Source organism: Kitasatospora dryopteridis (assembly GCF_050749075.1).
Lineage (GTDB): Bacteria > Actinomycetota > Actinomycetes > Streptomycetales > Streptomycetaceae > Kitasatospora.
Window position 1 is genome coordinate 2,613,447 of record NZ_CP192749.1, and the last position, 21,086, is coordinate 2,634,532.

19 protein-coding genes are annotated in these 21,086 nt (G+C 72.1%); 12 read left to right on the forward strand and 7 right to left on the reverse strand.

Features of this window, described 5'->3' with window-relative positions; genetic code table 11:
• Window positions 1-30 precede the first annotated feature (30 nt).
• The 3 genes from ACQ614_RS11890 to hrcA form a co-directional block, all read right to left on the reverse strand.
• Window positions 31-780, reverse strand: a complete 750-nt coding sequence (locus ACQ614_RS11890) for a 16S rRNA (uracil(1498)-N(3))-methyltransferase (RefSeq protein WP_431678472.1) — start codon at window positions 778-780, stop codon at window positions 31-33.
• 165 nt (window positions 781-945) lie between these two features.
• Window positions 946-2,088 carry a molecular chaperone DnaJ gene (gene dnaJ / locus ACQ614_RS11895; protein ID WP_431678474.1) on the reverse strand — a complete coding sequence of 381 codons (1,143 nt, stop codon included), beginning with the start codon at window positions 2,086-2,088 and terminating at the stop codon, window positions 946-948.
• Between the two features lie 72 nt (window positions 2,089-2,160).
• Window positions 2,161-3,201 carry a heat-inducible transcriptional repressor HrcA gene (gene hrcA, locus ACQ614_RS11900; protein ID WP_431683898.1) on the reverse strand — a complete coding sequence of 347 codons (1,041 nt, stop codon included), beginning with the start codon at window positions 3,199-3,201 and terminating at the stop codon, window positions 2,161-2,163.
• A gap of 258 nt (window positions 3,202-3,459) precedes the next feature.
• On the opposite strand from hrcA, the gene htpX reads away from it, so the two are divergent.
• The 3 genes from htpX (at window position 3,460) to ACQ614_RS11915 (ending at window position 5,892) form a co-directional block, all read left to right on the forward strand.
• Window positions 3,460-4,380: a zinc metalloprotease HtpX gene (gene htpX, locus ACQ614_RS11905; protein WP_431678475.1), complete on the forward strand. Its 921-nt coding sequence runs from the start codon at window positions 3,460-3,462 to the stop codon at window positions 4,378-4,380.
• Between the two features lie 20 nt (window positions 4,381-4,400).
• Window positions 4,401-4,985, forward strand: a complete 585-nt coding sequence (gene pspAB / locus ACQ614_RS11910) for a PspA-associated protein PspAB (protein WP_431678476.1) — start codon at window positions 4,401-4,403, stop codon at window positions 4,983-4,985.
• A gap of 73 nt (window positions 4,986-5,058) precedes the next feature.
• Entirely contained in the window at window positions 5,059-5,892 is an 834-nt protein-coding gene (locus tag ACQ614_RS11915) for a DUF3097 domain-containing protein (RefSeq protein ID WP_431678478.1), read from the forward strand.
• Window positions 5,893-5,956: 64 nt separating this feature from the next.
• Here the strand turns inward: ACQ614_RS11915 and hemW are convergent, their stop codons facing one another.
• Window positions 5,957-7,186, reverse strand: coding sequence for a radical SAM family heme chaperone HemW (gene hemW, locus ACQ614_RS11920; RefSeq protein ID WP_431678480.1), 1,230 nt, complete (start codon window positions 7,184-7,186; stop codon window positions 5,957-5,959).
• Between the two features lie 57 nt (window positions 7,187-7,243).
• Window positions 7,244-9,142, reverse strand: coding sequence for an AMP-dependent synthetase/ligase (locus ACQ614_RS11925; RefSeq protein WP_431678481.1), 1,899 nt, complete (start codon window positions 9,140-9,142; stop codon window positions 7,244-7,246).
• 282 nt (window positions 9,143-9,424) lie between these two features.
• On the opposite strand from ACQ614_RS11925, the gene ACQ614_RS11930 reads away from it, so the two are divergent.
• The 3 genes from ACQ614_RS11930 to ACQ614_RS11940 all read left to right on the forward strand — a co-directional run bounded on the left by ACQ614_RS11930 (window position 9,425) and on the right by ACQ614_RS11940 (window position 14,149).
• On the forward strand, window positions 9,425-11,158 hold the full coding sequence (locus ACQ614_RS11930) for an ABC transporter ATP-binding protein (protein WP_431678482.1): 1,734 nt from the start codon (window positions 9,425-9,427) through the stop codon (window positions 11,156-11,158).
• 80 nt (window positions 11,159-11,238) lie between these two features.
• The gene (locus ACQ614_RS11935) at window positions 11,239-13,137 is read left to right on the forward strand and encodes an ABC transporter ATP-binding protein (RefSeq protein ID WP_431683899.1); all 1,899 of its coding nucleotides are present in this window, start codon (window positions 11,239-11,241) and stop codon (window positions 13,135-13,137) included.
• A gap of 133 nt (window positions 13,138-13,270) precedes the next feature.
• Window positions 13,271-14,149, forward strand: a complete 879-nt coding sequence (locus ACQ614_RS11940; protein WP_431678484.1) for a sigma-70 family RNA polymerase sigma factor — start codon at window positions 13,271-13,273, stop codon at window positions 14,147-14,149.
• Between the two features lie 99 nt (window positions 14,150-14,248).
• Here the strand turns inward: ACQ614_RS11940 and lepA are convergent, their stop codons facing one another.
• Window positions 14,249-16,117: a translation elongation factor 4 gene (lepA, locus tag ACQ614_RS11945; protein WP_363499358.1), complete on the reverse strand. Its 1,869-nt coding sequence runs from the start codon at window positions 16,115-16,117 to the stop codon at window positions 14,249-14,251.
• A gap of 214 nt (window positions 16,118-16,331) precedes the next feature.
• On the opposite strand from lepA, the gene ACQ614_RS11950 reads away from it, so the two are divergent.
• The 4 genes from ACQ614_RS11950 to ACQ614_RS11965 all read left to right on the forward strand — a co-directional run bounded on the left by ACQ614_RS11950 (window position 16,332) and on the right by ACQ614_RS11965 (window position 18,653).
• Window positions 16,332-16,637 carry an antibiotic biosynthesis monooxygenase family protein gene (locus ACQ614_RS11950; protein ID WP_431678486.1) on the forward strand — a complete coding sequence of 102 codons (306 nt, stop codon included), beginning with the start codon at window positions 16,332-16,334 and terminating at the stop codon, window positions 16,635-16,637.
• A gap of 186 nt (window positions 16,638-16,823) precedes the next feature.
• A complete protein-coding gene (gene rpsT / locus ACQ614_RS11955) occupies window positions 16,824-17,087 on the forward strand; it encodes a 30S ribosomal protein S20 (protein ID WP_431678488.1) in 264 nt (87 codons plus the stop codon).
• Between the two features lie 400 nt (window positions 17,088-17,487).
• The gene (locus ACQ614_RS11960) at window positions 17,488-17,682 is read left to right on the forward strand and encodes a hypothetical protein (RefSeq protein WP_431678489.1); all 195 of its coding nucleotides are present in this window, start codon (window positions 17,488-17,490) and stop codon (window positions 17,680-17,682) included.
• A gap of 383 nt (window positions 17,683-18,065) precedes the next feature.
• A complete protein-coding gene (locus ACQ614_RS11965) occupies window positions 18,066-18,653 on the forward strand; it encodes a hypothetical protein (RefSeq protein WP_431678490.1) in 588 nt (195 codons plus the stop codon).
• A gap of 23 nt (window positions 18,654-18,676) precedes the next feature.
• Here ACQ614_RS11965 and holA read toward each other — a convergent pair whose 3' ends face one another.
• Entirely contained in the window at window positions 18,677-19,672 is a 996-nt protein-coding gene (holA, locus tag ACQ614_RS11970) for a DNA polymerase III subunit delta (RefSeq protein ID WP_431678491.1), read from the reverse strand.
• A gap of 111 nt (window positions 19,673-19,783) precedes the next feature.
• On the opposite strand from holA, the gene ACQ614_RS11975 reads away from it, so the two are divergent.
• Window positions 19,784-20,044 (forward strand): hypothetical protein, encoded by a 261-nt coding sequence (locus ACQ614_RS11975; RefSeq protein WP_431678493.1) that lies wholly within the window; start codon window positions 19,784-19,786, stop codon window positions 20,042-20,044.
• A gap of 154 nt (window positions 20,045-20,198) precedes the next feature.
• Window positions 20,199-21,080: a helix-turn-helix transcriptional regulator gene (locus tag ACQ614_RS11980; protein WP_431678494.1), complete on the forward strand. Its 882-nt coding sequence runs from the start codon at window positions 20,199-20,201 to the stop codon at window positions 21,078-21,080.
• Window positions 21,081-21,086 lie beyond the last annotated feature (6 nt).

Genomic DNA, 21,086 nt, shown 5'->3' on the forward strand with positions numbered 1-21,086 from the left:
CCGCCCGCGCGCCCCGCGGGCAGGGAGGAGTCAGGACCAGCGGCCGGTGCGGCCGAGCAGCAGGGCGCCGGCCGCCACGCCCGCCGTGGAGGTGCGCAGCACCGACGGGCCCAGCCGGTACGGTGCGGCGCCCGCCTCGGCGAAGGCGGCCAGCTCCTCCGGCGAGACGCCGCCCTCCGGGCCGACCACCAGCACGATGTCGCCCTTCTCCGGCAGCGCCGCGGTGGCCAGCGGCTCGGCGCCGTCCTCGTGCAGCACGGCCGCGAAGGCCGCCGCGGACAGCACCGGCGCCAGCTGACGGGTGGTCACGAGGTCGTGGACCTCGGGGAAGCGCAGCCGCCGGGACTGCTTCCCGGCCTCCCGCGCGGTGGCCCGCCACTTGGCGAGGGCCTTGGCGCCGCGGTCGCCCTTCCACTGGGTGATGCAGCGGGAGGCCGCCCACGGGATCACCGCGTCGACGCCGACCTCGGTCATGGTCTCCACCGCGAGCTCGCCGCGGTCGCCCTTGGGGAGGGCCTGGACGACGACGATCCGCGGGCCCGGCTCGGGCTCCTCGCGGACGGTGTCCACGGTGACGTCCAGCGCGTCCTTGCCGTGCACGGCGGTCACCGTGCCGTCGACCCCGAGGCCGAGCCCGTCGGCCAGGGTGATCGCCTCGCCGGCCTCCAGCCGCTTCACCGCGGCCGCGTGCCGCCCCTCGGGCCCGTCCAGCCGCACCACCGCACCGGCCACGGCCCCGGCCAGGACCGCACTCTCGACGACGAACACCGGCGCAGTCATGACAGGGGCTTCCTTACGAGAGTGAGTGCCGAAGGGGCGCGGGGAACTGCGCAGTCCGGGGGTGGGTCACTGCGCGCTCAGGGCCGACCCCTGGTCCGTACGGTGACCCGCATCCGAATTGCGCAGTCCCCCGCGCCCCTGGTGGTCGGCCCTGAGCGGTGGCTCCTAGCGCCCGTTGAAGGCGTCCTTGAGGCGGGAGAACAGGCCCTGCTGGCCCGGTGCGAACTGGCCGGACGGGCGCTCCTCGCCGCGCAGCATGGCGAGCCGCCGCAGCAGCTCCTCCTGCTCGGGGTCGAGCTTGGTCGGCGTCTGCACCTCGACATGCACTATCAGGTCGCCCCGGCCGCCGCCGCGCAGGTGCGTGATGCCGCGGCCGTGCAGCGGGATCGACTGCCCGGACTGGGTACCGGGCCGGATGTCGACCTCCTCCAGCCCGTCGAGGGTCTGCAGCGGCACCTGGGTGCCGAGGGCGGCCGCGGTCATCGGGATGGTGACGGTGCAGTGCAGGTCGTCGCCGCGCCGCTGGAACACCGCGTGGCTGGTCTCGGCGATCTCCACGTACAGGTCGCCGGCCGGGCCGCCGCCGGGGCCGACCTCGCCCTCGCCGGCCAGCTGGATGCGGGTGCCGTTGTCGACACCGGCGGGGATCTTGACGGTGAGGTTGCGGCGGGCGCGGACGCGGCCGTCGCCGGCGCACTCCGGGCACGGGGTCGGCACGACGGTGCCGAAGCCCTGGCACTGCGGGCAGGGGCGGGAGGTCATGACCTGGCCGAGGAAGGACCGGGTGACCTGGGATACCTCGCCCTTGCCGCGGCACATGTCGCAGGTCTGGGCGGAGGTGCCCGGTGCGGCGCCCTCGCCGGAGCAGGTGGTGCAGGTGACGGCGGTGTCGACCTGGAGTTCCTTGGTGGTGCCGAACGCGGCCTCCTCCAGGGTGATCTCCAGGCGGATCATGGCGTCCTGGCCGCGGCGGGTCCGCGAGCGCGGGCCGCGCTGGCCGCCGGCGGCGCCGAAGAAGGCGTCCATGATGTCGGAGAAGCCGAAGCCCGCGGCGCCGAAGCCGCCCGCGCCCGCGCCACCGCCGCCGTTGGGCGACAGCGGGTCGCCGCCGAGGTCGTAGACCTGGCGCTTGGCCGGGTCGGAGAGCACCTCGTAGGCGGCGTTGATCTCCTTGAACCGCTCCTGGGTCTTCGGGTCCGGGTTGACGTCCGGGTGCAGCTCACGCGCGAGGCGTCGGAACGCCTTCTTGATCTCGTCCTGCCCCGCATCCCGTCGGACGCCGAGTACCGCGTAGTAGTCCGTGGCCACCAAATGCTCCGCTTGTTCCGCCTCTAGAAGGTGCTTGCGTCCGACCGGCTGCGCTCGTTGCGCAGCTCGCTGTTACGACTCGGCCAGGATCTGACCCACGTACCGTGCCACCGCTCGCACCGCCCCCATTGTGCCCGGGTAATCCATCCGGGTCGGACCGATCACACCCAGCTTTGCCACGCTCTGGTCGCCCGAACCGTAACCGACGGAGACCACGGACGTGGAATTGAGGCCCTCGTACTCGTTCTCCCGGCCGATCCTGACCGTCATTCCGGACTCCGCGGTCTCACCCAGCAGGCGCAGCAGCACCACCTGCTCCTCCAGTGCCTCCAGCACCGGCTGGATGGTCAGCGGGAAGTCGTGCCCGAAGCGGGTCAGGTTGGCCGTGCCGGCCAGCATGATCCGCTCCTCGTTCTGCTCGGCGAGGGTCTCGAAGAGCGTCGCCAGCACGGTGGAGACGATCGGCCGGTCGCCGGGCTCGAAGGCGTTGGGGAGGTCGTCCAGGACGGAGGGCACGTCCGGCAGCCGGCGGCCTGCGGCCTGGGCGTTGAGCTTGGCCCGCAGGTCGGCCAGCACGCTCTCGCCGACCGTGCCGGGGCAGTCGACGATGCGCTGCTCCACCCGGCCGGTGTTGGTGATCAGGACGAGCATCACCTTCGCGGGTGCCAGCGCGACCAGTTCGACGTGCCGGACGGTGGAGCGGGTCAGCGACGGGTACTGCACGACCGCGACCTGGCGGGTCAGCTGGGCGAGCAGCCGGACGGTGCGGGTGACCACGTCGTCGAGGTCGACTGCGCCCTCCAGGAAGTGCCGGATGGCCCGGCGCTCGGGGGCGGTCATCGGCTTGACCTCGGCCAGCCGGTCGACGAACAGGCGGTAGCCCTTGTCGGTGGGGATGCGGCCGGCGCTGGTGTGGGGCTGGTGAATGAAGCCGTCCTCCTCCAGCGCCGCCATGTCGTTGCGCACCGTCGCCGGGGAGACGCCGAGGTTGTGCCGCTCGACGAGGGCCTTGGAGCCGACCGGCTCCTCGGTGCCCACGTAGTCCTGGACGATCGCGCGCAGCACGGCGAGCCTGCGCTCGTCGAGCGGGCGGACGCTTGGACGCGTGTCGATGAGACGCTCGTCGACCCTGCGCTCATTGACCACGGGGCACGCACCTCCGTCTTCGCCCGTTGGACCTGGTGACCGTCCGGTTCTCTGGCACTCTGGATGGCAGAGTGCCAGGACCGTACCTGCCAGTGTAAGTGCCCGACCCCGACGGCTGGAACGGGCCTCCCACGTGATCCTCGACCGATCCGGCGGGCGCGTCCCGTGCCCTGTCCGGCGGCCGGTGGCAGCATCGAAGGCGAGCGAGCTACCGAAGGAGCAGCGATGTCGTCGACACGGCAGCACTCCCGCTTCGCACCGGACCGCGGCCTGACCGGCCGGATGGTCACCACCATGTTCCTGATCGGCCTGGTCTACGTGGGGTTCACCGGGCTGCTGATCGTCCTGCTGCGCGGTGCCTGGCCGCTGATCCTGGTGCTGTCCGGCGGCCTGTTCGTCGCGCAGTTCTGGTTCAGCGACAAGATCACCCAGAAGGCGATGGGCGCCCACGAGGCGTCGCCCGAGGAGTATCCGCAGCTGCACGGCACGATCGACCGGCTCTGCGCGCTGGCCGACATGCCCAAGCCGCGGGTGGCGGTCGCCCGCAACGACATGCCGAACGCCTTCGCCACCGGCCGCAACCCGCAGAACGCGGTGGTCTGCGTGACCACCGGGCTGCTGCGCCGGCTGGAGCCGGAGGAGCTGGAGGGCGTCCTCGCGCACGAGCTGTCGCACGTCGCGCACCGGGACGTGGCCGTCATGACGGTGGCCGGCTTCCTCGGCGTCCTGGCCGGCGTGATGACCAGGGTCGCGCTGTACGGCGGCTTCCTGGGCGGCAACCGCAACAGCAACGACCCGAACACGGCGATCGCGCTGATCGTCGTCCCGCTGGTCAGCATGGTCGTCTACGCGCTGAGCTTCCTGCTGACCCGGATGCTGTCGCGCTACCGGGAGCTGGCCGCCGACCGCTCGGCGGCGCAGCTGACCGGGCGGCCGAGCGCGCTGGCCTCCGCGCTGACCAAGGTCACCGGGCAGATCGCCGCGATCCCGACCGAGGACCTGCGCAAGGCGCAGCCGTACAACGCCTTCTACTTCGCCCCGGCGCTGAACGCGCGGGAGGCCGCGTCCCAGCTGTTCTCCACCCACCCGTCGCTGGAGCAGCGGCTGGCGCAGCTGGCGAAGATCTCCGCCGAGCTCGGCCGCTGACGGCCGGGGAGAGGACGGTCATGGGATTCCTGGACACCCTGCTCGGGCGGAGCAAGCCGGTGAAGCCGGACCTGGACCAGCTGTTCGGCATCCCGTCCGCCGCGCTCACGCTGGAGGCGGCGGCCGGGTTCCTGCCGACCGGGCTGGGCTCGGTCTGCTTCGCGGCCGTCGAGGGCGGTGCCTTCGAGGAGGTGAAGCGGCAGGTCCGGGCGCTGCTGGACGCGGACACCGACCGCGGCGGCGTCCCGGTGGAGGCCTCCCGCGACGACTACGGGTACTCGTGGCTACTGGCCCGGCACACACCGGAGGAGCTGCCGGACCTGGTCAACGACCTGCACGCGGTCAACAGCGAGCTGGAGGCGCACGGCTTCGGCCCGCAGCTGCTGTGCTCCCTGGTGGGCTTCAAGGACGCCGAGGGCCGGTCGCTGGCGCTGGTGTACCTGTACAAGCGGGGCAGCTTCTACCCGTTCGCGCCGGTTCCGGGCGGCGGGGAGAAGCGGAACAGCCCGCTGGAGCTCCAGGTGAAGGCGATGCTCGGCGACGACCTGCGGATCGAACAGGAGCTGTCCCGGTGGTTCCCGGTCTGGGGCGCACCGGGGCTGTAGCGGGCGCACGGCGGCCCGGCGCGCCGTAGGCCGGACGGGGGATGCGCGGGCGTCGGGCTCGTACACTCCGTCCATGCGCAGCAGGCAGTACGGCCCCGACCTGACCCCGCCCTGGAAGCGGCAGCAGCCGGCCCCGGAGGTGGCTGCCGAGCGGGACCTGGTGGTCGAGGAGGCCGCGACCGGGTTCTGCGGGGCGGTGGTGCGCTGCGAGAAGACCGCGGAGGGCCCGACGGTCACCCTGGAGGACCGGTTCGGCAAGCACCGGGTGTTCCCGATGGTGGAGCGCGGCTTCCTGCTGGAGGGCCGCGTGGTGACCCTGGTGCGGCCCGCGGGGCCGGCCCCCGCGCAGGCGCCGGGCCGCACCGCCTCCGGGTCGGTCGCGGTGCCCGGGGCGCGGGCCCGGGTGGCCCGGGAGTCGCGGATCTACGTCGAGGGGCGGCACGACGCCGAACTGGTCGAGCGGGTCTGGGGCGACGACCTGCGGATCGAGGGCGTCGTCGTGGAGTACCTGGAGGGCGTGGACGACCTGCCGGCGATCGTGGCCCGGTTCGGGCCCGGCCCGGAGCGCCGGCTCGGCGTGCTGGTCGACCACCTGCTGCCGGGCACCAAGGAGCACCGGATCGCGGAGCAGGTCTCCGGCGGCTCGGTGCTGGTGGTCGGCCACCCCTACATCGACGTCTGGCAGGCCGTGAAGCCCGCCTCCGTGGGCATTCCGGCGTGGCCGGAGGTGCCGCGCGGGGAGGTGTGGAAGGAGGGCGTCTGCCGCCGCCTGGGCTGGCCGGTGGACCCGCCCGCGGCCTGGCGCCGCATCCTCGCCTCGGTCGACTCGTACCGGGACCTCGACCCCGCCCTCCTGGGCCGCGTCGAGGAACTGATCGACTTCGTGACCGCCACCGACACCCCTTAGGGGCGCGGGCGAGCCGCTCAGGAGCGCTGGGGGCACCTCGCGCCCCTGAGCGGCTCGCCCCTCTCTAGTCCACGAGGTCGCGGACGACGGCGTCGGCGAGGAGGCGGCCGCGCAGGGTGAGGGCGGCGCGGCCGTCCGCGTGGGCGGCGGGGTCGAGCAGGCCCTCCTCCAGGGCGTGCAGGGCGGCCTTGCGGCCGTCCTCGGTGAGGAGGTCGAGCGGGCAGCCGTCGACCAGCCGCAGCTCCAGCAGGATGCGCTCGACCCGGCGGTCCTCCTCGGCGAGGACCTCGCGGCCGAGGGCGGGGGTGCGCCCCTCGGCGAGGGCCCGGGCGTAGGCGGCGGGGTGCTTGGCGTTCCACCAGCGGACGCCGCCGACGTGGCTGTGTGCGCCGGGGCCGGCGCCCCACCAGTCGGCGCCGGTCCAGTAGAGCTCGTTGTGGCGGCAGCGCCCCTCGGGGGTGGTCGCCCAGTTGGAGACCTCGTACCAGGAGTAGCCGGCCCGGCTCAGGGCGTCCTCGGCGATGAGGTAGCGGTCGGCGTGCACGTCGTCGTCGATCATCGGGAGTTCGCCGCGGCGGACGCGGGCGGCGAGCCGGGTGCCCTCCTCGACGATGAGGGAGTAGGCGGAGACGTGGTCGGGGCCGGCGCCGATCGCGGCGTCCAGGGAGGCCCGCCAGTCGTCGTCGGACTCGCCGGGGGTGCCGTAGATGAGGTCGAGGTTGACGTGGTCGAAGCCGGCCTCGCGGGCCTCGGCGACGCAGGCCTCGGGGCGGCCGGGGGTGTGGTGGCGGTCGAGGACCTGCAGGACGTGCCTGCGGGCGCTCTGCATGCCGAAGGAGATCCGGTTGTAGCCGCCCTCGCGGAGCTCGGCCAGGTAGGCGGGGCCGACCGACTCCGGGTTGGCCTCGGTGGTGACCTCGGCGCCCGGGGCGAGCCCGAACTCCTCGCGGAGTGCGGCGAGCATCCGCACCAGGTCGCGGGCGGGCAGCAGGGTGGGTGTGCCGCCGCCGAGGAAGACGGTCCGCACGGGCAGGTCGGTGTCGCCGAGGACCTTCCGGGCGAGCCGGATCTCGGCGATCACGTTGTCGGCGTAGGTCTCCTGCGAGGCGACCGCGCCGGAGGAGCGCAGCTCGGTGGCGGTGTAGGTGTTGAAGTCGCAGTAGCCGCAGCGGCTGGCGCAGTACGGCACGTGCAGGTAGAAGCCGAACGGCCGGCTGCCGAGCCCGGTGAGGGCGTGCGCGGGCAGGGAGCCGTCGGACGGCACCGGTTCGCCGTCGGGGAGAGCGGAGGGCATACCCCCCATTGTCCCGTACGGCCCGGGTTGCCCCGGAGCCGCACGGGACGGCGGGTGTCAGGCCTCGTTGGAGCCGGCGTACATCTCGGTGATGGCGTCGGCGTACTCGCGCTCGACCACCGGGCGCTTGATCTTGAGGCTCGGGGTCAACTCGCCGTGCTCGACGTCGAGGTCGCGCGGCAGCAGGGTGAACTTCTTGATCGCCTGCCAGCGCTGGAGCTCGCCGTTGAGACGCTGGACGAACCCGTTGATCAGCTCGTTGGTCTCCGGTGCGGCGACCACCTCGGCGTAGGACTTGCCGGCCAGGCCGTGCTCGGCGGCCCACGGCATGATGACCGTCTCGTCGAGGCCGATCAGCGCGGTGCAGAAGTTGCGCTGGTTGCCGATGACCAGGACGTTGCTGACGAACGGGCAGACCGCCTTGAACTTGCCCTCGACCTCGCTCGGCGCGACGTACTTGCCGCCGGAGGTCTTGAACATGTCCTTCTTGCGGTCGGTGATCCGCAGGTAGCCGTCCTTGTCGAGCTCGCCGATGTCGCCGGTGTGGAGCCAGCCGTCCGGCTCCAGCACCTCGGCGGTCTGCTCGGGCAGCTGGTGGTAGCCGCGCATGACGCCGGGGCCGCGGAGCAGGATCTCGCCGTCCTCGGCGATCCGGACCTCGGTGCCGGGCAGCGGCAGGCCGACCGTGCCGACGCGCGTCGCGCCGTCCCGGTTGACGGTGGAGCCGGCCGAGGTCTCGGAGAGGCCGTAGCCCTCCAGGATCGGCACGCCGGCGCCCATGAAGAAGAAGCCGATCTCGGGGGCGAGCGCGGCGCTGCCGGAGACCGAGCCGCGCATCCGGCCGCCGAACGCGGCGCGGATCTTGGCGTACACCAGCTTGTCGGCGACCTTGTGCTGCAGGGTCAGCCCGAACGGGGCGGTGGCCCTGCCGGTGGCGATCTGGTTGGCCTGGGTGGTGCGCGCGTAGTCGCGGGCGACCTTGGCGGCCCACATGAAGATCTTGTACTTGGCGCCGCCCTCGGCGCGGGCCTTGCCGGCGATGCCGTTGTAGACCTTCTCGAAGATGCGCGGGGCGGAGGCCATCAGGGTGGGCCGGATCGCGGGCAGGTTGTGGATGATCCGGTCGACCCGGCCGTCCACGGCCATCACGTGGCCGGTGGCGATCTGGCCGGAGATCAGCGTCTTGCCGAAGACGTGCGACAGCGGCAGCCACATGAACTGCACGTCGTCGGAGCGCAGCAGCCCGCTCTGCTCCTGGGCCAGGCCCTCGTACGCCCAGCAGTCGTGCACCAGGCGCACGCCCTTGGGACGGCCCGTGGTGCCGGAGGTGTAGATGAGGGTGGCGAGCTGCTCGGGCTCCAGGGCGTCGACGGCCTTCTCGATGGCGTCCGGGTGGTCGACGAGGTAGGCGGCGCCGCGCTCCTCCAGCTCCGCCAGGGTGATGACGGTCAGTCCGGCGGTCTCCGGGGCGCCGGCCGGGGCGTCGAAGAGGATCACCGTCTCCAGCTCGGGCAGCTGGGCCTTCTCCTCGACCGCCTTGGCGAGCTGCTTCTCGTTCTCGGCGAACATCGCCCGACTGGCCGAGTTGCGGAGGATGAACGCCGTTTCGTCGGCGTTGGTGCTGGGGTACACGGTGGTGGTGGCAGCACCGGCGCACATGTTCCCGAGGTCCGCGATGATCCACTCGACCCGGGTGGTCGAGGAGATCGCGACGCAGTCCTCGGACTCGATACCCAGCGACATCAGGCCTGCCGCCACTGCTCTGACCCGCTCCGCGGTCTGCGCCCAGGTGAGTGAGCGCCACTGCTCTGCGCCGGGCGCGCCGTCCGCGGCGTGCTCGTCGACCGGCACCGGGTAGCGGTACGCCTCACCGTCGGGTGTGGCCTTTACCCTGCTGAGGAAGAGATGGGCCACAGAGGGCGGACGCCGCTCGATCATGGACTGCGCGGAACTCAACGAGGACCTCCGGGGGGCGGGTGGCCGAGGGTGAGGGACGGGCGGCCGTGGGGGCAGCCGAACCGGCCCGCCTTGTTAACCAGCAAGTAACAAGAAACCAGGCAGCAGCCTAGGGCGTGAGCGGCCGTTCCGTAAGGGGGTCGGGACAGCTGGCACACCTTCGGACCTGCAGTGCAGACGCGGTCCGCCCCGGCGACACGGGCGGTCCTAGCACGAAATACCCAGTTGCGAGTAGACCTAAATGAGGATGCGCGCATCCGCGTCGAGGACGAGAGTGTCACGGTGCTGATCAGACTCTTGAGGGCCCACCTAGGGCCCTACCGCCAACCGATCCTGCTGCTGGTGCTCCTCCAGCTCGTCTCCACCCTCGGAGCCCTGTACCTGCCCACGCTGAATGCCGACATCATCGACAACGGCGTGATCAAGGGCGACACCGGCTACATCCTGCGGATCGGCGGCGTGATGATCGTCGTCTCGCTCGCCCAGGCCGTCTGCTCGATCATCGCCGTCTACTACGGCGCCCGCACCGCCATGGGGGTCGGCCGCGACATCCGCGCCACCGTCTTCGACCGGGTGCAGAGCTTCTCCGCGCGGGAGCTCGGCCAGTTCGGCGCGCCCTCCCTGATCACCCGCACGACCAACGACGTCCAGCAGGTCCAGATGCTGGTGCTGATGGCGTTCACCCTGATGGTGGCAGCACCCATCATGTGCGTCGGCGGCATACTGATGGCCCTCAACCAGGACGTCCCGCTCTCCGCCCTGCTGCTCGCCGTGGTGCCGCTGCTCGGCATCGTCGTCGTGCTGCTGGTCCGCCGGCTGCGCCCGCAGTTCCGCGGCATGCAGGAGCGCATCGACGGCGTCAACCGCATCCTGCGCGAGCAGATCACCGGCATCCGGGTCATCCGGGCCTTCGTCAAGGACGGCCACGAGCAGGACCGCTTCGCCGGCGCCAACCAGGACCTCGCCGACGTCTCGCTGCGGGTCGGCCGCCTGATGGCGTTCATGTTCCCCGCCGTGATGTCGGTGGTGAACATCTCCAGCGTCGCGGTGCTCTGGTTCGGCGCCCACCGGATCGACAGCGGCGAGATGCAGATCGGCGCCCTGACCGCCTTCCTGTCCTACCTGATGCAGATCCTCATGAGCGTCATGATGGCCACCTTCATGTTCATGATGGTGCCGCGCGCCGAGGTCTGCGCCGAGCGCATCCAGGAAGTGCTCACCACCGAGCCCAGCATCGCCGCCCCCGCCGTGCCGGTCACCGAGCTCGACGGCCGCGGCCGGCTGGAGCTGCGCGACGTCGAGTTCCGCTACCCCGGCGCCGAGGCACCGGTGCTCCGCGGCATCGACATCCTCGCCCGCCCCGGCGAGACCACCGCGATCATCGGCTCCACCGGCTCCGGCAAGTCGACCCTGCTCGGGCTCGTCCCCCGGCTGTTCGACGCCACCGGCGGCCAGGTGCTGGTCAACGGCGTGGACGTCCGCGAGATCGACCCGGCGCGGCTCTCCGAGGCGGTCGGCGTCATCCCGCAGAAGCCCTACCTGTTCTCCGGCACCGTCGCCAGCAACCTGCGCCACGGCCGGCCCGAGGCCACCGACGACGAGCTCTGGCAGGCCCTGGCCACCGCCCAGGCCAAGGAGTTCGTCGAGATGCTCCCCGAAGGCCTGGACGCCCCGATCGCCCAGGGCGGCGCCAACGTCTCCGGCGGCCAGCGCCAGCGCCTGGCGATCGCCCGGGCCCTCGTCCGCAAGCCGGAGATCTACCTCTTCGACGACTCCTTCTCCGCCCTCGACTACGCCACCGACGCCAGGCTGCGCCGGGCCCTGGCCGCCGAGACCGCGGACGCCACCGTCGTCATCGTCGCCCAGCGGGTCTCCACCATCCGCGACGCCGACCGGATCATCGTGCTCGACGAGGGCGCCGTCGTCGGCAGCGGCACCCACCACGAGCTGATGGCCGGCAACCCGACCTACCGGGAGATCGTCCTCTCCCAGCTCACCGAACAGGAGGCGGCGTGACCACCCCCGGCCCCAAGGCCCAGCGCAGCGCCTCGCAGGAGGCCGCCGCCCGGCGCGGCCCGGCCGGCCCCGGCCGCTTCATGGGCGGCCAGGGCGCGGAGAAGTCCATGGACTTCAAGGGCTCCGGCAGGCGGCTGCTCGGCCTGCTCCGCCCCGAGCGCACCCTGCTCTACGGCGTGCTCGCCCTCGGCGCCGTCAGCATCGGCTGCGCGGTCGCCGGCCCGTACGTGCTGGGCCACGCCACCGACCTGATCTTCGCCGGCGTGGTCGGCGCCCAGGCCCCGGCCGGCATCAGCAAGGAACAGGCGCTGGAGGGTCTGCGCCTGGACGGCAAGGGCGGCATCGCCGACATGCTCTCCACCGTGCCCTTCACCCCCGGCCAGGGCATGGACTTCAACGCCATCGGCACCGTCCTGCTCTGGGTCCTGGCGATCTACGCGGCCTCCGCCGTCTTCGGCATCGCCCAGGGCCGGATCGCCACCACCGCCATCCAGCGCACCGTCTACCGGCTGCGCCAGGACGTCGAGTCCAAGATCGCCCGGCTGCCGCTCAGCTACTTCGACCGCCAGCCGCGCGGCGAGGTGCTCAGCCGGGTCACCAACGACATCGACAACATCGGCCAGTCCATGCAGCAGACCACCGGCCAGGTGGTGAACTCCCTGCTCACCATCGTCGGCGTGCTCGGCATGATGTTCTGGATCTCGCCGCTGCTGGCCGTGATCGCGCTGATCTCGGTGCCGCTGTCCGTGGTCGTGGCGGCCAAGGTCGGCAAGCGGGCGCAGCCGCAGTTCGTCACCCAGTGGAAGACCACCGGCGCGCTGAACGCGCACATCGAGGAGATGTACACCGGCCACACCCTGGTGAAGGTCTTCGGCCGCCAGCAGGAGGCCGCGGAGATCTTCCGCAAGGAGAACGAGGCGCTGTACGCCTCCAGCTACCGGGCGCAGTTCATCTCCGGCATCATCCAGCCCGCGATGATGCTGATCGGCAACCTGAACTACGTGCTGGTCGCGGTCGTCGGCGGTCTGCGGGTGGCGAGCGGCGCGCTGTCCATCGGCGACGTGCAGGCGTTCATCCAGTACTCCCGCCAGTTCAGCCAGCCGCTCACCCAGGTCGCCTCGATGTCCAACCTGGTGCAGTCCGGCGTGGCCTCCGCCGAGCGCGTCTTCGAACTGCTCGACGCCCCCGAGCAGACCCCGGAGCCGGCCATGCCGGAGCGCCCCGCCGAGCTGGCCGGCCGGGTCGCCTTCGAGGACGTCTCCTTCCGGTACGAGCCGGAGAAGCCGCTCATCGACAGCCTGTCGCTGAAGGTCGAGCCGGGCCACACGGTCGCGATCGTCGGCCCGACCGGCGCCGGCAAGACCACCCTGGTCAACCTGCTGATGCGGTTCTACGAGGTCAGCGGCGGCCGGATCACCCTGGACGGGGTGGACATCGCCGCGATGTCCCGCGAGGAGCTCCGCTCCGGCATCGGCATGGTGCTCCAGGACACCTGGCTGTTCGGCGGCACCATCGCCGACAACATCGCGTACGGCGCCGACGGCGCCACCCGCGAGCAGGTGGTCGAGGCCGCGAAGGCCGCCCACGTGGACCGCTTCGTGCGCACCCTGCCGGACGGCTACGACACCCTCATCGACGACGAGGGCACCGGTGTCAGTGCCGGCGAGAAGCAGCTGATCACCATCGCCAGGGCGTTCCTCGCCCAGCCGTCGATCCTGGTGCTGGACGAGGCGACCAGCTCCGTCGACACCCGCACCGAGGTGCTGATCCAGAAGGCGATGGCCCGGCTGCGGACGGGCCGCACCAGCTTCGTGATCGCGCACCGGCTCTCCACCATCCGGGACGCCGACGTGATCCTGGTGATGGAGAACGGCTCCATCGTCGAGCAGGGCTCGCACGACGAGCTGATCGCCGCCGAGGGCGCGTACGCGCGCCTCTACCAGGCGCAGTTCGCCGAGGCGGTCGCCGAGGTCGACTGACGCGGCGTGGCACGAGGGGGAGGTCCGGTGCGCCGGGCCTCCCCCTCGGCGTTCGTGCCCGGTGCGGGCCAGGGGCGGTGTGCACCGGGTGGTGTACGCACCGGGCTCGGGGCGGCCGCGCTAGCGTGGCGGGGTGACCGACACCGATGCGGCGCTCGCCGACCCGTTCGAGACCTATCGGCGCTATCTGGGTGCCGTCGCCTACCGGTTGCTCGGCTCGGTGGCCGACGCCGAGGACGTGCTGCAGGAGGCGTGGCTGCGCTGGCAGGCCGCGGACCGCTCCCGGGTGGAGGAGCCACGCGCGTTCCTGACCACCGTGGTGACCCGGCTCTGCTACGACCAGCTCGGCTCCGCCCGGGTCAGGCGCGAGGAGTACTACGGCGAGTGGCTGCCCGAGCCGGTGGTCGCCGATGAGCCCTCCCCCGCCGAACTCGCGGAACTCGGCGAGTCGGTGTCGATGGCGGTGCTGACGGTGATGGAACAGCTGACCCCGGCCGAGCGCGCCGCCTTCGTGCTGCACGACGTCTTCGCGGTCGGCTTCGACGAGATCGCCGAGACCCTGGAGCGCAGCCCGGAGGCCGCCCGGCAGCTCGCCTCCCGGGCCCGCAAGCGGGTGCGCGAGGGCAGCCGGCGGGGCGCCGTCGACCCGGCCGAGCACCGGCAGGCGGTGAGCGCCTTCGCCGCGGCCACCGCGGGCGGCGACCTCCAGGCGCTGCTGGCGGTGCTCGACCCGGACGTGGTCTGGCACTCGGACGGCGGCGGCGTGGTCACCGCCGGAGTGCGGCCGATCGTCGGCGCCGACAAGGTCTCCCGGCTGGTGGCCGGGCTGGTGGCCAAGTGGTTCACGCCGGAGAGCTCGATCGTCCTCGCCACGGTCAACGGCGAGCCCGGCATGGTCGTGTACTCCTCGCCGGGGGTGGTCGGCGGCGTGGTGGCCTTCACGGTGGTCGACGGTCTGATCACCGAGACGTACGTGGTCGTCAACCCGGAGAAGCTCACCCACGTGCACTGAGCCTTCGGCAGGGCCCGACCCGCGGACAGGAACGGCCCGCGGACGGAAACGGCGGAGGCCGCCGCCCGGTGACCCGGGCGGCGGCCTCCGCCGGCTGTGCTACTTCTTGTCCTTCGGGGGCTCCGCGTCGGTGGACAGCGCGGCGATGAAGGCCTCCTGCGGGACCTCCACCCGGCCGACCATCTTCATGCGCTTCTTGCCCTCCTTCTGCTTCTCCAGCAGCTTCCGCTTGCGGGAGATGTCACCGCCGTAGCACTTGGCGAGGACGTCCTTGCGGATCGCGCGGACGGTCTCGCGGGCGATGACCCGGGAGCCGATGGCGGCCTGGATCGGCACCTCGAACTGCTGGCGGGGGATCAGCTTCTGCAGCTTGCCCGCCATCATGACGCCGTAGTTGTAGGCCTTGTCCTTGTGCACGATCGCGGAGAAGGCGTCCACCGCGTCGCCGTGCAGCAGGATGTCGACCTTCACCAGGTTGGCCGACTGCTCGCCGATGGGCTCGTAGTCGAGCGAGGCGTAGCCGCGGGTCTTGGACTTCAGCTGGTCGAAGAAGTCGAAGACGATCTCTGCGAGCGGCAGGGTGTAGCGCAGCTCGACGCGGTCCTCGGAGAGGTAGTCCATGCCCTGGAGGCTGCCGCGGCGGGACTGGCAGAGCTCCATGATCGCGCCGACGAACTCGTTGGGCGCCAGGATGGTGCCGCGCACGACCGGCTCGAACACCTCGGCGATCTTGCCGGTGGGGAACTCGCTCGGGTTGGTGACGGTGTGCTCGGTGCCGTCCTCCATGATGACCCGGTAGATCACGTTGGGGGCGGTGGAGATGAGGTCGAGGTTGAACTCGCGCTCCAGGCGCTCCCGGATGATCTCCAGGTGCAGCAGGCCGAGGAAGCCGCAGCGGTAGCCGAAGCCGAGCGCGACCGAGGTCTCCGGCTCGTAGACCAGCGCGGCGTCGTTGAGGCGCAGCTTGTCGAGGGCGTCGCGCAGCAGCGGGTAGTCCGAGCCGTCCAGCGGGTACAGGCCGGAGAACACCATCGGGCGCGGGTCCTTGTAGCCGCCGAGCGGCACGGTGGCGCCCTTGTGCATGGAGGTGATGGTGTCACCGACCTTGGACTGCCGGACGTCCTTCACACCGGTGATGATGTAGCCCACCTCGCCGACGCCGAGGCCGTCGGCGACCTTCGGCTCGGGCGAGATGACGCCGATCTCCAGCAGCTCGTGGGTAGCGCCGGTGGACATCATCGCGATGCGCTCGCGCTTGGTGAGCTGGCCGTCGACCACACGGACGTAGGTGACCACGCCGCGGTAGGAGTCGTACACCGAGTCGAAGATCATCGCTCGGGCCGGGGCGTCCTTGACGCCGACCGGGGCCGGGATGTTGTCGACGATGTGGTCCAGCAGGTCCTCGACGCCGAGGCCGGTCTTGGCACTGACCTTGAGCACGTCCTCCGGGTCGCAGCCGATGATGTGCGCGATCTCCGCCGCGTACTTCTCGGGCTGGGCGGCCGGCAGGTCGATCTTGTTGAGGACCGGGATGATCGTGAGGTCGTTCTCCAGCGCCAGGTAGAGGTTGGCGAGGGTCTGCGCCTCGATGCCCTGGGCCGCGTCGACCACCAGGATGGTGCCCTCGCAGGCTGCCAGGGAGCGGGACACCTCGTACGTGAAGTCCACGTGGCCCGGGGTGTCGATCATGTTCAGGATGTGCGTGGTGCCCGCGTTCGCGCCGGTCTTCGGCGCCCACGGGAGGCGGACGGCCTGCGACTTGATGGTGATGCCGCGCTCGCGCTCGATGTCCATGCGGTCGAGGTACTGGGCGCGCATCTGCCGCGGGTCGACAACACCGGTGATCTGCAGCATCCGGTCGGCGAGCGTCGACTTGCCGTGGTCGATGTGGGCGATGATGCAGAAGTTGCGGATCACCGCCGGGTCGGTCCGGCTGGGCTCTGGCACATTGCTGGGGGTCGCGGGCACCTTGGTCCGATTCTCCGTGTGGTCCGGGGGCCGGGGTGTCCGGGTCATCGCTGACCGGCTTCCCGGGGACCGGACGGTCTCGTCCGATCGATAATGGCTCCCCCCATCCTCCCACGACCCCGGCCCGCCGTGGCGGCCAGCCGGTCCGGCCGGCGGCGGCACGGCGCGGACGGGCCTTCCCCGGGGCGGGACGGGTGCGCAAGGATGACCGTCCATGATCCTCGAGAGCGCTCTGCTGGACGTCCTCCCGGGCGAGGAGGACGCCTTCCTCGCCGCCTTCGCCGAAGCCCGGCCGCTGATCGCCATGCAGCGCGGCTTCCGCTCGCTGGAGCTGCGGCGCTGCCTGGACGAGGGGCGGGGCTCCCGCTTCCTGCTGCAGGTCGGGTGGGAGACCCTGGCCGACCACACCGAGGGCTTCCGCGGCTCCCCCGAGTACCGGCGCTGGCGGGAGCTGCTGCACCACTACTACGACCCCTTCCCGGTGGTGGAGCACTACGGGGAGCCGGTGCTGCGGGCCTGACCGTTCCGAATTCGCATCGGCGCGGGCTACTGGACGCGGGCGGCACGGCTGCGTCCGGTTTGGGGACGGTCGACCGCCCCTGGTAGCGTTGGGCGCTGCACCTGGTTTCGGCATGCCCTCTCAGCTGGTCCGGAGCCGTTCACGGTGCAACCGTCGAGACCGATCCACACAGACTGAGGCTCATTCGTGGCGAACATCAAGTCCCAGATCAAGCGCAACAAGACCAACGAGAAGGCGCGCCTGCGCAACAAGGCCGTCAAGTCCTCGCTGAAGACCGCGATCCGCAAGGCCCGCGAGGCTGCCGCCGCCGGTGAGACCGAGAAGGCCACCGTGCTGGCCCGCTCCGCCGCCAAGGCCCTCGACAAGGCCGCCAGCAAGGGCGTCATCCACAAGAACCAGGCCGCCAACAAGAAGTCGGCGATCACCAAGCTGGTCAACACCGCCGCCTGATTGTCGTTGCCGCTGCACCGCCTTCCGCGGTGACGGCACCCCCGGGGCCCGCCCCGGACGGGTCGGCGCGACCGCGGCCCTCTACCCGCGCCGCCGACCACCCACCCCCGGACCGCCCCGGCCCTCTACCCGGAGCCCCGGGATGCACGATCCGTACCGCACGCGGCCTGCGTTCGCCACGCGGGTGCGGTACACCCAGCTTCACCGGAAGCGCCGACGCGAAGGCGCTTCCACCACTGCCCGTCCGGTCCCCACCGGGCGGGCAGTTCGCATTGGTGCACCCGGTACCGGGCGTACGGCCCGCACCAGGGCCCGTCCGGTGCGCCCGTCGGGGGTGGATCATGGAACTGCTCGGGCGTGTCCGGCCCGGTGCGGGGCAGGTCGGTGGCACCGTCGACGCATGAGCCAGGTCGACGCGAACGAGCTGATCGCGCGCATCCGCAAGGCCAGGGCATGGGCCGACCGCCAGGCCGAGGAGTGTCGCCGGGCCGTGGCGACCGGCGCCCCGGACTCCGAGAACCGGGCCGCCCAGGGCGTGGCCTACTCCGCCGTCGCCGCCGTCCTCGGGAAGATCATCGACCCGGATCCGTACTAGAGGTTGTCGTCACGAGGCACCCGGACACCACTGCAGGTCGCTCGACGTGATATTTCGCTCACATTCTGCAACAGGGTGCTCCACCGGTATGGTTCGGTGCTACCACTTCGCCGGACGGTCATCTGGGGGCTCCGATGTCGACACCACCGCCGCCACCGCCGCACCCCGGGCACCCCCGGGCCGCCGCGGCTCCGGCGTACGGGCCCGGACCCTACGCACTCGGGGGCGGACACGGACCGGACCGCGCCACCCCGGTCGGCACGGGTCCTGCCCGTCCGGGCCTCGCGGGTCCGGCACCGGTCACCGGTGCGGCTCCCCTCGGTCCGGCACCGGGCGGACGCGGCGTACGGCGTGGGCTGCTGTGGGGCGTGGGCGGTGTACTGGTGGCATCGGCGGTGTGGGCGACGGCCGTGCTCACCGTGCCGAAGCTGGTGGCGACCGGGCACCCGGCGCCGGGGGTCGGCCCGTACCGGACGGTCGTCGACCTCTGCACCTCGGCGAAGCTGGGCAGCTTCGGGCAGCTCTACCCGTCGCAGTACGGCAAGCCATACCACTACGCGACCAAGCACCCGGCGCTCGACGACATGTACTGCAGCCAGTACCTGAAGAAGACCGGCGCGGACACCGAGTACGTCTCGCTCTACCTGGAGGCGCAGCTCCACAAGGCCGTCGACCCGGAGCCCGAGTTCGAGGCGCAGCGGGCCGGCCTGCAGCAGCGGAAGTACCAGATCACCTCGGTGCCCGACCTGGGGCAGGACGCCTACATCGGCTACCTGGACGACCCCAGCAGCTCGGACTCCAGCTGGCACTACATCACCCATGTGATCTATGTGCGGGACCGCGGCCTGACGTACTACCTGAGCTGGTCGGGGTCGTTCCAGGAGGGCAAGACGACAGCGCCCGACCGGGAGCAGATCCGGCAGGCGCTGGTGGTCGACAGCCGGTCGGTGCTCCAGGCGCTGGGCGGCTGAGCCGCCGACGGCCCAGGAGTCCGTCAGTACGCGCGGGAACCGGAGCGGGCGGCACGGGCAACGGCCACGACCGCGCGCTCGAGCGCGTAGGCGGGGTCGTCGGAGCCGCCCTTGACCGCTGCGTCCGCCTCGGCGACGGCGGTCAGGGCGGCGGCCACGCCGTCGCCCGTCCAGCCGCGCATCTGCTGGCGCACCCGCTCGACCTTCCACGGCGGCATGCCGAGCTCGCGGGCGAGGTCGGCGGGCCGCATCGAACGGCCCGCGGTGGCCAGCCGGCCGATGCTCCGGACGCCGGAGGCCAGCGCATAGGTGATACCGGTGGGCGGCTGACCCACCGCCAGTGCCCAGCGCAGCCGCTCCAGCGCCTCGGCGGCGCGGCCGGTCACCGCCAGGTCGGCGACCTCGAAGCCGGTGGCCTCGGCGCGACCGCTGTAGTAGCGGGCGACCGCGGCCTCGTCGATGGTGCCCTCGATGTCCGCGGTGAGCTGGCTGCAGGCGGCGGCCAGCTCGCGCAGGTCGCTGCCGAGCGCGTCGAGCAGCGCCTGGCAGGCCTCCGGCCCGGCGGAACGGCCCAACCGCCGGAACTCGTTACGGACGAAGGCCAGCTTGTCGCCGCTCTTGGTGAGCTTGGCGCACTGCACCTCGCGGGCGCCCGCCTTCTTCGCGGCGTCGAGCAGGCCCTTGCCCTTGGCGCCTCCCGCGTGCACGAGGATCATGATGACCTCCTCGGCGGGCGCGTCCAGGTAGGCCTTCACCTCCTTGACCGAGTCGGCGGAGAGATCCTGCGCGGCGCGGACGACGATCACCTTGCGCTCGGCGAAGAGCGAGGGCGTGGTCAGCTCGGCGAGGCTGCCCGGCTGCAGGGCGCCCGGCGCGAGGTCGCGGACGTCCGTGTCCGGATCGGCGGCCCTGGCGGCGGCGACCACCTCGGCCACCGCGCGGTCGAGCAGCAGCTCCTCCTGGCCGACCGCGAGGGTCAGCGGGGCGAGCAGGTCGTCGGGTGCACTCTTCCTGGCCATCGCGTACCAGGATCGCACGGTGCGGTGACACCCCCGGACCGGTTCGGCGTGTGACGGTTCGGCGTGTGACCCCCGGACCGGTCGGCGCGGGGCCGGTTGCAGAATGGTGCGGTGACCGAGAACCACGCCCGCCAACTGCTCGTCCTGCCCGACCGCGACGCCGCCGAGGAGGCCCGGGAGGAGCTCGCCGGCCGCTGCCCGCAGCTCGACGACCCGGAGCTCGTCCGGGACGCGCTGGCAGGCGAGGACGACGCCGAGGACGCCCAGTGGCTGCTCGTCCTGGAGGCCCCCGAGGACGGGTGGACGGCGGAACTGCTGGCCGAGCTCGAGGCCGTGGCGGCCGCGCAGGACGGCTGGCGCGAACAGGACTGAGCCCGCGCGCCACTCCCCCGGCCGCCCGGCCTCCCGGTTCCCCGGCCACCCGGGGACGGTGGGCGGCCTGCAGGTGCCCGCGCGGCACCCAGGTGGTCAAGGTGGTATCGGCAGACCCTGGTTGCCGGGCCGTCGGCGCCCCATCATGGGGATCATGGACGTGGACCGCCGTGAGCTCGCCGACTTCCTCCGCCGCTCCCGCGAGCGCCTGAGCCCGCAGGACGTCGGGCTGCCGGCCGGTGTGCGCCGCCGCACGCCCGGGCTGCGGCGCGAGGAGGTGGTGCAGCTCGCCGGCATGTCCGCCGACTACTACATCCGGCTGGAGCAGGGGCGCGGCCCGCAGCCGTCCGTCCAGATCCTCTCCGCGCTCGCCCGGGCCCTGCGGCTGTCCGAGGACGAGCGGGACCACCTCCACCTGCTGGCCGGCCACCGCCCGCCGGCCGGACGCCAGGCCGGGGAGCACATCCGGCCGGCCCTGCTGCACCTGTTGGACCAGCTGAAGGACACCCCCGCACAGATCGTCAGCGACCTCGGCGACCTGCTCGCCCAGAACGCCATGGCGACGGCGCTGTTCGGCAGCGTCTGCTCGATGCGGGAGGACGAACGCAACGTGGTCTGGCGCTGGTTCACCCACCCGGCGGCCCGTCAGGCCTACCCCGCCGAGGAGCGCGACCACTGGAGCCGGGTGCACGTCGCCGATCTGCGGGCCGCGGTGGCCCGGCGGTCGGGCGACCCGGCGGCCAAGGCGCTCGTCGCCCGGATCGCCGCGGCGAGCGAGGAGTTCGCCCGGCTGTGGGAGCTGCACGAGGTGGCCGTGCGCCGCACCAGCCGGATGTGCGTGGAGCACCCGGTGATAGGGCCGGTCAGCCTGGACTGCGAGGCGCTGCTGACGCCGACGGAGGACCAGCGGCTGCTGCTGTTCACCCCGGCTCCCGGCACCGCCGCGGTCGGCCGACTGGAACTGCTCCGGGTGATAGGCACGGAGCGTTTCGGCGACGGCGTCGCCAGTGCCCCCGAGCAGGACGGCGTGCAGTAGCGGGCA

What these genes read in the sequence shown, in the direction of transcription:
- ACQ614_RS11915 (WP_431678478.1), top strand. Translation starts at nt 5,059, where the DNA reads ATGCGCAGCAGGCAGTACGGCCCCGACCTGACCCCGCCCTGGAAGCGG.
- pspAB (WP_431678476.1), top strand. Translation starts at nt 4,401, where the DNA reads ATGGGATTCCTGGACACCCTGCTCGGGCGGAGCAAGCCGGTGAAGCCG.
- ACQ614_RS11935 (WP_431683899.1), top strand. Translation starts at nt 11,239, where the DNA reads ATGGGCGGCCAGGGCGCGGAGAAGTCCATGGACTTCAAGGGCTCCGGC.
- holA (WP_431678491.1), bottom strand. Translation starts at nt 19,672, where the DNA reads ATGGCCAGGAAGAGTGCACCCGACGACCTGCTCGCCCCGCTGACCCTC.
- hemW (WP_431678480.1), bottom strand. Translation starts at nt 7,186, where the DNA reads ATGCCCTCCGCTCTCCCCGACGGCGAACCGGTGCCGTCCGACGGCTCC.
- ACQ614_RS11980 (WP_431678494.1), top strand. Translation starts at nt 20,199, where the DNA reads ATGGACGTGGACCGCCGTGAGCTCGCCGACTTCCTCCGCCGCTCCCGC.
- ACQ614_RS11950 (WP_431678486.1), top strand. Translation starts at nt 16,332, where the DNA reads ATGATCCTCGAGAGCGCTCTGCTGGACGTCCTCCCGGGCGAGGAGGAC.
- htpX (WP_431678475.1), top strand. Translation starts at nt 3,460, where the DNA reads ATGTCGTCGACACGGCAGCACTCCCGCTTCGCACCGGACCGCGGCCTG.
- ACQ614_RS11960 (WP_431678489.1), top strand. Translation starts at nt 17,488, where the DNA reads ATGAGCCAGGTCGACGCGAACGAGCTGATCGCGCGCATCCGCAAGGCC.
- ACQ614_RS11890 (WP_431678472.1), bottom strand. Translation starts at nt 780, where the DNA reads ATGACTGCGCCGGTGTTCGTCGTCGAGAGTGCGGTCCTGGCCGGGGCC.